Source organism: Nocardioides daeguensis (genome assembly GCF_019192965.1).
GTDB lineage: Bacteria > Actinomycetota > Actinomycetes > Propionibacteriales > Nocardioidaceae > Nocardioides > Nocardioides daeguensis.
The window spans coordinates 62,579-74,988 of record NZ_JAHTKU010000026.1 but is presented as its reverse complement, the minus strand read 5'-3'; the positions used below and the strand labels follow the sequence as shown (position 1 = coordinate 74,988).

At 73.1% G+C, this 12,410-nt stretch carries 13 protein-coding genes; 5 read left to right on the top strand and 8 right to left on the bottom strand.

The window, feature by feature from the left end:
- Positions 1-53 precede the first annotated feature (53 nt).
- Complete coding sequence (locus KU893_RS21170) at positions 54-602, top strand: helix-turn-helix domain-containing protein (RefSeq protein WP_218236493.1); 549 nt, start codon at positions 54-56, stop codon at positions 600-602.
- 78 nt (positions 603-680) lie between these two features.
- Here the strand turns inward: KU893_RS21170 and KU893_RS21165 are convergent, their stop codons facing one another.
- The 4 genes from KU893_RS21165 to KU893_RS21150 all read right to left on the bottom strand — a co-directional run bounded on the left by KU893_RS21165 (position 681) and on the right by KU893_RS21150 (position 3,840).
- The gene (locus KU893_RS21165; protein ID WP_218236491.1) at positions 681-1,364 is read right to left on the bottom strand and encodes a TetR/AcrR family transcriptional regulator; all 684 of its coding nucleotides are present in this window, start codon (positions 1,362-1,364) and stop codon (positions 681-683) included.
- Between the two features lie 141 nt (positions 1,365-1,505).
- Positions 1,506-1,910, bottom strand: a complete 405-nt coding sequence (locus tag KU893_RS21160) for a type II toxin-antitoxin system PemK/MazF family toxin (RefSeq protein WP_218236489.1) — start codon at positions 1,908-1,910, stop codon at positions 1,506-1,508.
- Positions 1,907-3,313: a PH domain-containing protein gene (locus tag KU893_RS21155; protein ID WP_218236487.1), complete on the bottom strand. Its 1,407-nt coding sequence runs from the start codon at positions 3,311-3,313 to the stop codon at positions 1,907-1,909. Before KU893_RS21155 ends, KU893_RS21160 begins: the two co-directional genes overlap by 4 nt.
- Positions 3,314-3,357: 44 nt before the next feature.
- Positions 3,358-3,840, bottom strand: coding sequence for a PH domain-containing protein (locus KU893_RS21150; RefSeq protein WP_257441580.1), 483 nt, complete (start codon positions 3,838-3,840; stop codon positions 3,358-3,360).
- A 169-nt stretch (positions 3,841-4,009) separates the two neighbouring features.
- On the opposite strand from KU893_RS21150, the gene KU893_RS21145 reads away from it, so the two are divergent.
- On the top strand, positions 4,010-5,224 hold the full coding sequence (locus KU893_RS21145; protein ID WP_218236485.1) for a GGDEF domain-containing protein: 1,215 nt from the start codon (positions 4,010-4,012) through the stop codon (positions 5,222-5,224).
- Between the two features lie 3 nt (positions 5,225-5,227).
- Here the strand turns inward: KU893_RS21145 and KU893_RS21140 are convergent, their stop codons facing one another.
- On the bottom strand, positions 5,228-5,797 hold the full coding sequence (locus KU893_RS21140; protein WP_218236483.1) for a hypothetical protein: 570 nt from the start codon (positions 5,795-5,797) through the stop codon (positions 5,228-5,230).
- A 90-nt stretch (positions 5,798-5,887) separates the two neighbouring features.
- On the opposite strand from KU893_RS21140, the gene KU893_RS21135 reads away from it, so the two are divergent.
- Entirely contained in the window at positions 5,888-7,087 is a 1,200-nt protein-coding gene (locus tag KU893_RS21135) for an acyl-CoA dehydrogenase family protein (protein WP_218236481.1), read from the top strand.
- An 18-nt stretch (positions 7,088-7,105) separates the two neighbouring features.
- Here the strand turns inward: KU893_RS21135 and KU893_RS21130 are convergent, their stop codons facing one another.
- A complete protein-coding gene (locus KU893_RS21130) occupies positions 7,106-7,705 on the bottom strand; it encodes a Maf family protein (RefSeq protein ID WP_218236479.1) in 600 nt (199 codons plus the stop codon).
- 125 nt (positions 7,706-7,830) lie between these two features.
- Between KU893_RS21130 and KU893_RS21125 the strand changes: the two genes are divergently transcribed.
- Together KU893_RS21125 and KU893_RS21120 are read left to right on the top strand one after the other, a co-directional pair.
- Positions 7,831-8,877, top strand: coding sequence for a hypothetical protein (locus KU893_RS21125; protein ID WP_218236477.1), 1,047 nt, complete (start codon positions 7,831-7,833; stop codon positions 8,875-8,877).
- 25 nt (positions 8,878-8,902) lie between these two features.
- Positions 8,903-9,319 carry a hypothetical protein gene (locus KU893_RS21120; RefSeq protein WP_218236475.1) on the top strand — a complete coding sequence of 139 codons (417 nt, stop codon included), beginning with the start codon at positions 8,903-8,905 and terminating at the stop codon, positions 9,317-9,319.
- A gap of 56 nt (positions 9,320-9,375) precedes the next feature.
- On the opposite strand, the gene KU893_RS21115 is transcribed toward KU893_RS21120, so the two are convergent.
- Entirely contained in the window at positions 9,376-10,773 is a 1,398-nt protein-coding gene (locus tag KU893_RS21115) for an HNH endonuclease signature motif containing protein (protein ID WP_218236472.1), read from the bottom strand.
- A gap of 585 nt (positions 10,774-11,358) precedes the next feature.
- Positions 11,359-12,405 carry a DNA glycosylase AlkZ-like family protein gene (locus KU893_RS21110; protein ID WP_218236469.1) on the bottom strand — a complete coding sequence of 349 codons (1,047 nt, stop codon included), beginning with the start codon at positions 12,403-12,405 and terminating at the stop codon, positions 11,359-11,361.
- Between the last annotated feature and the right edge of the window lie 5 nt (positions 12,406-12,410).

Genomic DNA, 12,410 nt, shown 5'->3' with positions numbered 1-12,410 from the left:
GGAACGCGCGGGCGGCGTTCCGTATACAGAACACTCTAGGTGAAGCAGGTCCGATGACGCGAGCGGCGGAGGCGACCGGGGTGGGGGCCGGCGTCGGGGCCCGGATCCGGGCGCTGCGCGAGGCCCGCGGTCTCTCGCTGTCGGCGCTTGCCGCCCAGGCCGGGATCGGGAAGGGCTCGCTCTCCGAGCTCGAGACCGGTCAGCGCAACCCCACCCTCGACACCCTGTACGCCGTCGCGACCCCGCTCGGCGTCCCCCTGGCCGCGCTCCTCGACGACCACGACGGTGCCGTCGTCGCCGACGACGGCGTCGTGGCGACCCGGGTGCGGGTGCTGCGCGAGCCCGGCCGCACGACCGAGGTCTACCTGCTGCGGCTGGCGGCCGGTGTCGAGCGGAGCTCGCCCGCGCACCCCGCCGGCGTCGAGGAGCAGCTCGTCGTCCTGTCCGGCTCGGGCCAGGTCGAGCACGGTGGGCGCACGGTCCCCGTCGGTCCCGGCGACCACGTGCGCTTCGCGGCCGACGTGCCGCACACCTACCGGGCCGGCCCGGATGCTCCTCTCGAGGCGGTCAACGTGATCGTCACTCCCGTCACTCCTGGGTGAGCCTGGACGAGAAAACTCACGCTGGGACGAGGAAGTTTCCTCGTCCCAGCGTGAGTTTCACCGGCCGGCCGGTGAAACTCACCGAGGCTCCGCTGGGCGGATCGGGCTGACCTCGCCGTCGCCGGCGTCGAGCCGGGACAGGTCGACGCCGCTCTCGGCGGCCGCGCCGGACAGGGCGTGCCAGATGAAGTCGCTGAGGTAGCCGGCGGCCGCGCTGCGCGAGACGGTGTGCCGCTCGAGCCACCACTGGCCGACGGACGTGCCGAGGCCGACGACGGCGTGCGCCCACGGCTCCGCGGCGCCGGTGTCGCCGCCGAGGTGGCGCAACGCGTCGCCGAGGAGGCGGGTCAGCTTCGCGGCGATCTGGTCCTTGCCCGCGGCCAACGGGTCGGTGCCGCCGGCCGGCCGGCTGAGCAGCAGGAAGGCCTGGGGATGGGCGGCGAGGGTGTCGAGGTAGGCCGCCACGCCGGCGGTGACCCGGTCGCGAGCCGACGCAGGGGCCAGCACCGCCGTCAGGACCCGTCCCAGGACGAGGTCGGCCGCCCAGGCGCCGACCGCGGCGTGCAGCTCGTTCTTGTCGGCGAAATAGCGGTAGAGGACCGGCTTGCTGACGCCCGCCTCGGCCGCGATGTCGGCCACGGAGGCGTCGGGACCGAGGGTGTCGATGGCGCGGACCGCGGCGAGCACGAACTCCTCGCGCCGCTCGGCGCGGTGTTGCTCCCAGCGGGTGGTGCGTCCGTCGCGCTTGACGTGGGGGGTCATGGCGACCAGCGTACCTTTATCTGTTACTCGCAGTAACGATCACCTTCGGGAGAGGCGTTGCCGTCCACGACGGATCACGCCGTGGTCGCCGCGCGGGACAGGTGACCGTCTCCTGCCCGACGCTCGCCGACGACCTCGGACTCAGCGCAGGAAGCGCTGCCGCGCGGCGATGACCTCGGCGTAGATCGCCGGTGCCACGGCGGCTCCCTCGCGTCGTACGTCGGCCGCGGCGAGCACGAGCAGTCGGTTGAGCCGCACCTCGCTCGGCCGGCCGCGCGGGTCCCAGGCGCCGGGGCCGACGTCCATCCAGTACCGGCCCGCGGCGGCCTCCTGGTCCTGGTCGCGGTCGTGGTCCTTGCTCGTCAGGGGGAGAGCGTGGACGATCTCGCGGCCGTCGCGCCCGGTGGCCGTGCCGATCACCAGGACCGGGCGGTCCTTGCCCTGCGTGTGGTCGTCCTCGTAGGGGACCCACGCCCAGACGACCTCGCCCGGGTCGGGGCGGTCGTCATCGACGGGGGCGTAGGTGCCGTCCGGCTGCCCGGTCATCGTTCCTCCAGGAACTGCCCGACCAGGCCCGGGGTCGCGGCCTCGGCGAGCGCGATCGCGGCCCCGGCGGGTACGTCGGGCACCCGCACCTGCCCCTTGCCGCCGGCGGTCGTCGCGGCGAGCGCGACCAGCCCGGTCCGGCGCTGGAACCAGGTGGCGCGCTGGTTCCAGCCGATCACGTGGCCGGCCGCGAGGGCGTCGTGGCTGCGCAGCACGGAGCCGGAGCGCATCACGACGTGGCCCTCGACGAAGGCGTGGCCGAGGGACCGGGCACGGTCCCACGCGAGGAGCAGTGCGAGACCGAGCGGCAGTGGGCTCAGGCCCAGCAGCCAGCCGGGACCGCCGGCGAGGGTGCCGGCCGCCGCCGCCACCGCGAACGGCGCCGCGCCGGCCAGGGCGCGGGTGTAGCGCCGTGTGGTGGCCGCGCGGCCGTGGGGGAGCAGGGGGCTGGTCATCGGTGCGGTGGTGCCGAGGACGGCCGCCGCCACGTCGTAGCCGGTCGCGCGCGGGGCGGGCGGCAGCAACACAGCCGAGCTCGCCTGGGTGCCGCTGAGGCCGGTGACGATCGCGCCGACCCGGCGACCGCGCGCGAGCCGCAGCGCCGCGGGCTCGCCGAGGCTGACGCCGGCCAGGCGGGCGACGTCGATGCTCGTCTCGCGGTGGGTGAGCAGGCCGCGCCGCACGTGCCACGCGGCGCCGTACCGGCTCAGCACGAAGCCGCCGTTGGTGACGAGGTAGCCGCCCACCGCGAGCAGCGCGAGGAGGAGGACAGCGGCGGCGGCGACCGCGACGACGAAGCCCTGGCTGATGGCCGCGAGGTCGTCCTCGCTGACCCGGATGTCGATCGACTCCGAGAGCTGGAACGCGCCACCGATGATCGCGCCGAGGCCGACCAGGACGGTTCCGCTGAACGGGGCGTACCAGAGCCAGCGCGGCTCGAACCGTGCCACCACCCGCTCGCCCTCGGCGACACCAGCGGGTGTCGCGGCGCCCGACGGGCCGGAGGTGCGCAGCAGCTCCGTCCGCAGCCGGGCCGCCTCCTCCCGGGGCAGCGCGTCGAGCTCGAGCCGTTCGTCGCCGTCGCTCGCGACGCTGCCCGTGCCGATCACGACGGTCGCGAGTCCGAGCACGCGGTGGATGGGTGAGGCGGTCAGGTCGACGGTCCGCACCCGGTCGATCGGCGTCGCGAGGGTGTGCCGCTGCAGCAGGCCACGCTGGAGCTCGACCCGGCCCTCGGCGATCCGGTAGGTCGTCGTCAGGTAGCGCACCACGCCGAGCCCGACCGGCAGGCCGACGCCGACCAGGGTCCACGGGCCCGCCCCGGACGCACCGCCGGCGATGAGGATGCCGATGATGACGGGCAGGAACCTGCCGACCTCCTTGATCGGGTGCACCAGCAGCATGCGGGGATCGAGCCGTTTCCAGTCGAGCGGTGCCGCGGGCAGGCTCACGTGGCGTCGCCCGCGACCAGGTCCGCCTTGCGGGTCAGCTCGTCGACGAGTGCGAGCGCGACCGGGCGGTCCAGGCCCTCGATCTGCAGCGGTCCCGCGGCCGAGGCGGTGGTCACGGTGACCGTTGCGAGCCCGAACAGCCGCGCCAGCGGCCCCTGCGCGAGGTCGACGGTCTGCACCCGCGACATCGGCGCGATCCGCCGTTCCTGCGCCCACCAGCCGCGCTGGGTGTAGACCGCGTTCGCGGAGACCTCCCAGCGATGCACCCGGTACCTCCACCGGGGTACGACGACCGCCGCGGTCGCGCAGACGACGACCGCGAGGCCGAGCAGCCACCAGCGCAGCCCGTCGCGGCCGAGCAGCACCGCGGCGACGCCGAGCCCGGTCGCCACCACGAGCGCGGAGATCCCGGACTCGACGTGCCACATCAGGCGGGCCCGGGGACTGACCCGGTTCGCCGGGTCACGCAGCTGGCTCACGCCGCGAGCCTACGCGGGCCGGGGTGGGACCCGGGCCCGTGGCCTGCCGGGACGTTCGTCCCTGCAGGGCTGCGGGGAGTTCGCTCGAATTGACCATGGTGCACAGGCCTTCGGTCACGATCGCCGGACTCCCGCCCGCACCTGGGGAAGCCGACCTAGCCTGGAGAACATGTTGGACACGCTGACCCTCCGGGTGGCCTTCGGGCTCGTGGCGGTCTGCGTCCTCACGCTCTTCTACGGCGTCACCTACCGGTCCACGCGGTCGGCGTACAGCGGCTGGTGGTGCGCGTCCCTGGCCTCCTTCGTGGTCAGCGCCTCGCTGTTCCTGTTCAACGGCACACCCGTCCAGGTGGTGGCCAACCCGCTCGGCAACACGACCGGCGTGCTGGGCGCGGCCTGCGTCTGGGCCGGGGCATGTTCGCTGCGTGAGCGCCGGGTGCGGGCCTGGCAGCTGCTCGTCGCCCCGGCGGTGGTGCTGGTCGTCTCCCTCGCCGACGAGCCGCGCACCGACATCTGGTCGGGCGGCGCGGTCTACCTCGCCGCGATGGCTGCGCTCCTCGGCGCGTCGGTCCGCGAGCTCGGGCTGCTGCTGCGCGGCCTCGGGTCCGGCGACGCGCCCCGCGCCCAGTACCGCTTCGTGGTCTTGTCGATGGCTCTCGTCTCGGCCGTGATCGCGGTCTTCTACCTCGCCCGGACCGCGGTCTTCGTCGCGGTCGGGCCGGAGCACCCGTTCTTCGAGGCCTTCTTCGGGGGTCAGGTCACCACGCTGCTCATGATGGTGCTGCTCGTCGTCGTCACGTTCAGCATGTCGGCGCTCAGCCACGAGCAGCAGACCTCGGAGCTGCGCGTGCAGGCGACGCGCGACGGGCTGACCGGCCTGCTCAACCGGGCGGAGTTCCTGCGTGAGGCCCAGCGCGAGATCGATCGCGGCCCGGTCCGCGCCGACGCGGCCGTCGTCGTCGCGGACCTCGACCGGTTCAAGAGCATCAACGACGGCCTCGGCCACGCCGCGGGTGATCGCGCCCTCACCGCCTTCGCCGACGCCTGCCAGGTCGTCGTCGGGCTCCGGGGCATCATCGGCCGCCTCGGCGGCGACGAGTTCGTGCTGCTGGTCCGCGGCTCCCCGGCCGAGGCGGTGGTCGACGCCATCGCCCGGTACTACCGGGGCGAGGACCCGGCCAGCCCGATGCCGACCGTGAGCTTCGGGATCGCCTCCGTCGCCGCCGGCGACGACCTCGCGCTGGCCCTGGAGCACGCCGACGAGGCTCTCTACGAGGCCAAGGCGGCCGGCAGGGCACGGGCTGTCCGGGCTGTCCGAGCCGGACGCCGCGACGACCGCGACGACCGCCCACCGCTGCCGGTGGACGGTCGTCGTAGCGCGTGAGGGTCAGCCCCGCGCGATCCGCTTCGACAGGTGCAGGTCGTCGCCGATCTGGCGCCGGCTGAACCCGTCGTCCGCGACCATCCTCTGGTGCCGCATCTGCGCCGCGCCGACGCCGACGCGCACCCAGGCCGGTGAGCCGAGGCAGCTGCTGGGCACGACGAAGGTCACGACCCGCCCTTCGGGCGTGGCGGTGAGGCCTTCGCACGCGACGTCGTCGACACCGCGCGACATCGAGACGCCGGACTCACCGAAGAAGTCGAGGTAGGTCAGGTCGAACGTGGCCGACGGCGTGCGGACCCGCGCTCCCAGGAACACCTTCGTGCCCGGCAGCGCGCCCCGGGTGCGGAACCGGACGACGAGCGCCTCGGCGCCGTGGCTGACCTCCACCCGCCGGATGTCGACGCGGCGCTCGGCGGGCGCCGGGCGGAGCAGGTCGCCGTCGATCGTGCCGGACCGGACGTCGCGTGCCGGGTCGGTGTGGACCAGGTCGGCGGCGGAGGCCAGGGCGGGGGTGGTGAGCAGGAGGCCGGTCGCGCAGGCGAGCGCGGCAAGGGCACGAGGCACGGGGGTCATGGCGGCCATCCTGCGACGGATCCGCGGCGGCGGGAAAAACGACGGGCCCGCTGGTTAACAAACGTTAACCTCGTGTCCTACGATGGGGCCATGACCCAGTTCGAGCTGTCGCGCGAGCACGAGGAGTTCCGGCGTACCGTCCGAGACTTCGCCGAGTCCACCATCCGCCCCCACGTCGCGGAGTGGGACAAGGCGCATCACTTCCCGACCGACGTGGTCCAGAAGATGGGCGAGCTGGGGCTGTTCGGCCTCACCGCGCCGGAGGAGTACGGCGGCGCGGGCCTCGAGGCGTCCGACGGCCCGTTCACCTCGCTGTGCCTGGCGATCGAGGAGCTCGGCCGGGTCGACCAGTCGCTGGGCGTGACGCTCGAGGCGGGCGTCGGGCTCGGCATCAACCCGATCCTCACCTACGGCACCGACGAGCAGAAGAAGACCTGGCTGCCCGAGCTGGTCTCCGGCCAGCGGCTCGCCGGCTTCGGCCTCACCGAGCCGGGCGCCGGATCCGACGCGGGGGCCACCAAGACCCGCGCCGAGCTCGACAACGGGGAGTGGGTGATCAACGGCGGCAAGCAGTTCATCACCAACTCCGGCTCCGACATCACCAGCCTGGTGACGGTCACCGCCCGCACCGGCGTCTCCGAGTCCGGCAAGCCGGAGATCTCCGCGATCATCGTGCCCGCCGGCACGCCCGGCTTCGTCGCCGAGCCGGCGTACGACAAGCTCGGCTGGCACATCTCCGACACCCACCCCCTGTCGTTCACGGACTGCCGGGTGCCCGAGCAGAACCTGGTGGGGGAGAAGGGCCGCGGCTACGCGCAGTTCCTCGCCATCCTCGACGACGGCCGGGTCGCCATCGCGGCGCTGGCCGTGGGCCTGATCCAGGCCTGCGTCGACCTGTGCGTCGAGTACTCCCTCGACCGTCAGACCATGGGCGGCCCGATCGGGCGCAAGCAGGGCGTGGCCTTCCAGATCGCCGACCTCGAGGTCATGCTGCACGCCTCGCGGCTGCTGACCTACCGCGCCGCCGCCATGAAGGACGCCATGGAGGCCGGCCGCGGCCCGTCCATGAAGGAGTTCAAGCAGGCCGCGTCGGTCGCCAAGCTCTACGCCAGCGAGTCCGCCGTCACCGCGACCCGGATCGCCACCCAGGTCTTCGGCGGCTACGGCTTCATGGAGGAGTACCCCGTCGCGCGGTTCTACCGCGACGCCAAGATCCTCGAGATCGGCGAGGGCACCTCCGAGGTCCAGCGGATGCTCATCGCCCGCGGGCTCGGGCTCCCCGTCGAGTAGGGGCGTCGAGCAGGCCGGTCAGCGGGTCCAGAGCTCGGTCCACGCGTGACCGAGCTCGCGGACCATCCCGCGCAGCAGCGGGAGACTGACCCCGACGACGTTGTGGTGGTCGCCCTCGATGCCGGTCACGAAGCTGCCGCCGAGGCCGTCGACGGTGAACGCGCCCGCGACGTGGAGCGGCTCGCCGGTCGCGACGTAGGCCGCGATCTCGGCGTCGGTGACGTCGGCGAAGTGGACTGTGGTGGACGCGGTCGCCGCGACCCGGTGGCCGTTCGCGCGGTCGTGGAGGCAGTGGCCCGTGTGCAGGACGCCGGACCGGCCGCGCATCGACTTCCACCGCCGGACCGCGTCGTCGGCGTCGTCGGGCTTGCCGAGGGCGGCACCGTCCAGCTCGAGGACCGAGTCGCAGCCCAGGACCAGGCCGTCGGAGGGTACGTCGGCGCGCGTGGCCACCGCACTGCACTTGAGCTCGGCCAGGCGCAGGGCCAGCTCGGCCGGCGGGACGTCGGTGACCTGGGACTCGTCCACCCCCGAGACGATCACCTGCGGGTCGAGGCCGGCGTTGCGCAAGGTCGCCAGGCGTGCGGGGGAGGCGGAGGCGAGCACGAAGGTCGGCACGGCGTCACCCTAACGATCCGGCCGGCGCGGACGTCGCGCGGCGGGCGCCACGAGACGATGCAACCTTTCCCGGCTCTCGTGAGTCGTCATCGGTGACAGGCTGGCGGAACGAGCAAGGGAGTGCGATGGACAACGGGGGACGGGAACGGCGTACCCGTCGTCAGGTCGGCGTGCTCGGTGCGGCCGCTCTCGCTGTCGCCGGCGTCGTCGCCTCGGTCCAGCTGCTCGGGCACGGCGGCAGCGAGCCGTCGCCGGCTCCCGCGCCGCCTCCGCACGAAGCCACGGTGGGCGTGCCCTACTGGAGCGCCGGCGCGGTGCACGTCGGCGAGCAGCGGATCGCGACGGAGCATCGCACCCTGCGCTACGCCGGCGGCACCACGCTGGTCGGCACCTCCCCGGTCACGGGACGTAGCCAGTGGTTCCTCGTGGACGGCACCGCCCTGGTGCCGGTCGTCGACACGCCCTACCCGACCGCAGCGACGGTGTCGCCGGACGGTGCCGTCGTCGCCCTCGTCGGGCAGGTGGCGGAGGACCGGCGAGAGTTGACGCTGTGGGACGTCGCGCAGCGCAGACCGGTCGCCGCCACCGACGTCGCGGTCCGCGTCGAGTGCTGCGACAAGAGCGGCGAGCTCAGCGTTCTCGGCATCGACCTCGACCACCGGGTCCTGTACGTCGACCGGCGAACGATGCTGTGGACGCCCGGCCGGGCGCCGGTGGAGGTGACGGGGGCGCCGACGGGCTCGTTCGTCGCGGGCAGCCAGCAGTGGCCGCGCGGCGCCACGCACCAGCAGAGCGGAACTCTCTCGGGTGTCTTCGGCACCGTCGCCCCCGACGGCGTGTTCCAGCGGCAGGGCGTCGTGGCCAGCGACCAGGTCGGGCTGTGGTCACCCGACGGAGCGAGCTTCGTGTCCCCCGACGGGCACCGGATGATGGCCGAGGGCGTGGACGGTCGTCCTTCGGTCGACCTTCCGGTGCCGCCCGGCGGGCGCTGGACGCTGGTCGCCTGGGAGTCGCCGACCACGGTCCTGCTCGACCGGAGCGGCCCCCAGGACGACGACTCCGGCCTCCACCGGGTCACGGGGTTGGCGCGGTGTGACGTGGAGGCCATGAGCTGCACCGAGCTCGAGCCGCCGGCCACGCCGCTGGTCTGGCCGGTGGTCGGTTTGTGGTGACGCCTGCCGGGGGCAGGGTGTACCCGTGTCGAGGACGAAGGTGGCCGTGGTCTCGTCCGCGGTGACGACCGTGGTGGTGCTGGTGCTCGTGACAGCGGTCTGGGGCGGCCTCAAGCTGCTCGACGGGGGCGGTCGGCAGGACCTCTGGAAGGACTGCGCCGTCGACCCGACGCTCTCCGGCCTGCAGGGCTACTGCGTCGTCGTGAGTCGCTACCCGGCGACCCCCGTCCACTCGGAGCGGACCTACCTCGAGATCGCGGCCGTCCACGACGGCGCCGAGAACGACTACCGCTTCGTCGCCGGCTACCCCTTCCTCGACTCGGACGCCGGAGCGGCGCTGGAGGTCGACTGGTCGGCCGTTGCGGAGCGCGTCGTGGTCACGGATCCGCGTACCGGGAGCACCGTCGCCTACACCGCCCAGCAGTACGCCGGCGGCCGGTGACCGGACACACCGATGCCCCCGCGACTGGTGGGTTCGCGGGGTTCGGGGCGGAGTGGCTACTCGTCCGGCGGCTGGATGGGGTGGGTGCCGCGGTGGTCGACCCGGAACCGGAACCCGTTGGGGCTGGTCCACACGTAGGAGCCGGGCATCACGATGTCGTAGCGCCAGGCCGAGTGGGTCTTCGCCCGGTGATGACGCCTGCAGAGCGGAACTTCGTTGCAAGGACAGGTCACGCCGCCCTCGCCGTAGGGGCGGGCGTGGTCGACGTCGCAACGCTGCGCAGGTCGGGTGCAGTGCGGGAACCGGCAGCTGTGGTCGCGCAGGATCACGCGGGTCCTGTGCCGGTCGGGGATCTCGTAGGAGTCGACGGGGACGTGGTCGGCCAGGTCGATGACCGGGCGCACGATGATCGTGGTGTCCTTCGCCCGCAGCCACTCGCGGATCTGCGCGGTGCTGACCGGGCAACGACCCTCCTCCCACCGGCCCACGGGATTCGCGAACGGGTTCGGGTCGTCGAGGAGGCTGGTGTCGGTGAGGTGGACGTTCAACACAACCTTGCGCCTCGGCACCGTGCTCCCGCTGGTCCCGGTGGTTGAGGTGCGAGCGCCAGCGAGCCTCGAAACCCCCGGGCCCTCCGGCTCCCCGGTGGTTGAGGTGCGAGCGCCAGCGAGCCTCGAAACCCCCGGGCCCTCCAGGTCCTCCGGGATGAGCAGGTCGAGCGCGAGGTCCCGACGGGCCAGCTCGGCAGCGGCCTTGGACCGCCGTACGTCTAGGGACGAGTCGTCGCCCAGCTTCCCGAGGACCTCGGCACGCCGTGCCACCGCGAGGTTGAGGTCGTACCCGTCGGCGGCATCGAGCAGCCCGTCGAGGTGGACCAGGCCGTGCTCGTCAACCTCGCCGATGTCGAAGTGCCGTTGCTCGGCCGCGTTCTTGCGGTCGGTCTCGGCCTGCTCGGGGTCGAACCGCAGCACCGCTTCGGTGATGAGGCGTTCGAGCTGGGCCCACCCGACGCCGGAGGCGTTGAACAGCTGCCGGTCCACGAATCCGGCCGCTTCGGCACACAAGCCGTGGGTGAGGTCGGCGATGCGTTCGGCCCGCCACGGCGCCAGTCTCCCGGCGGTCACGGCGGCGTAGACGTTGGGCAGGCGCCAGGCGCATTCGACGACCCGTCCGACGTAAGCCTTGCCACCGTCGGGGGTGCGGCCGAGGGCCGCGACGAGTTCCATGACCGCGAACTCGGAGATCAGGGGTGCTCCGTCCCCGGCGATGGGGATGCCGGTGTCGAGGTAGCCCTCGGTGATGGTGGCGGCGCCTTCGGGTCCGGTGACGATGTGGTCGCCGGCCCATTCCACGATCCCGGCCCACTCGCGGACGAGGGAGGCCTGCCGGCCTTCGACCTCGGCGCGCAGCCCGGACAGCAGTGCTGTCGAGCGGTGCTGGGCTCCGAGATCCATGACTGGATGTTCCCACCCACCCCCGACACAACCCGAGGCCGCAAGCCCGCTTGTGGACTGGCGAAACCCGATCACGGGGGTGTGGAGAACCGACGTCACGATCGGTGAGCACAGGGGCTCGTGCTCCGGTGGTTGAGGTGCGACGAGCGCCAGCGAGGAGCCTGTCCCGGTGGTTGAGGCGCGACGAGCGCCAGCGAGGAGCCTTCTCCGGTGGTTGAGGCGCGACGAGCGCCAGCGAGGAGCCTCGAAACTCCGGGCATCCGGCGCGAACTGTGCCCGGGCAGTTCCGGCAGCACGGCCGGAGGTTTCGAGGCTCGCTGGCGCTCGCACCTCAACCACCGGCCGCATCAGCGGGCCGTAGCCCGACCGCTGAACCCGACTCCTACGGCCCTCCTTCGTTGCTGCCTTTCGGAACCCGACCGGCTACGCGACCGCAGCATCCCGGGCAGGTTCCGGCAGCGCGACCGATGGTTTCGAGGCTCGGCCGCGGGGCGGCCTCGCACCTCAACCACCGGCAGGGCTCTGCCGCGGGGCGGCCTCGCACCTCAACCACCGGCAGGGCGGCCCGGCACCTGCGGTGAGCGATCAGCCCCGGACCAGCTCCAGTCCCAACCAGTCGGCCAACCCGACCAGCTCGGCGTCGACGGCGTCACCGACCTCCGGCTCCCACGGGAGGTCCTCGTGGAGGGCGTGCGCCCGCAGCACACCGGCCCTGCGGTCGGCCTTCGCGTCGAGCTTGCCGACCAGCCGGTCGCCGTGGAGGACGGGAAGGGCGAAGTAGCCCCACCGGCGGGAGGCGGCGGGCTTGTACATCTCGAGGACGTACTCGAAGTCGAACAGGTCCAGCGTCCGGGCGCGGTCGTGGACCAGCCGGTCGAAAGGGGAGAGGAACGCGCACCGTCCCGCAAAGGGTGAGTCGGCCGCGGCCAGCGCATCGGGGTCGACCCGCCACTCGCCCTCGCACCCGTCGACCCTCGCCGGCTCGCCCGGACCGGTGCGCGCGATCCCCAGCGCGGCCTGCTCGCGCAGGTCGAGGGCGGCCCGCGCCTCGTCGTACGCCGGCACGTCGAGGTCGCCCGGGTAGACCCGCTCCGGCAGGTCGTAGACCCGCAGCCGGCCCCGGCGTCCGGTGATCGCGACGTCGCCCGTCAAGGTGAGCACCTCGAGCAGGCGGTTGACGTTCTTGTCGTTGTTCCAACCGCTCGACGCCCACGGCGCCGCGCAGGTGTCGGGGATCTCCGCGGCGGTGCGAGGTCCCTCGGCCTCGAGCAGAGCGAGCACGTCGGAGCGGAACCGCTGGTTGGCCGCCAGCCAGTCGTGGATCGTCGGGTGCAGCTCGTGTGGCGCGACGGCGAGCAGGAGGCCGATGTCGTCCATCGCCCGCACGTACGACGACAGCTCGGCCAGCGAACGCTCCGTCTCCAGCGCGAAGGTCAGGTCGGAGTGCTCGTAGGCGTCGCCGAGCCGGGACCACAGCACCAGGTCGACGCTGGGCGCCACGGCCGCGGTCGGATCGACCTGGAGCAGACTCAGCTCCTCGACGACCTCGGCCAACGAGCCGGGACGCCGGGCGTCGAGCAGCTGGGCCCGCACGGCGATCCGGCGGGCCTGCTCCCGGTCGAGCCTGATCACGCCGC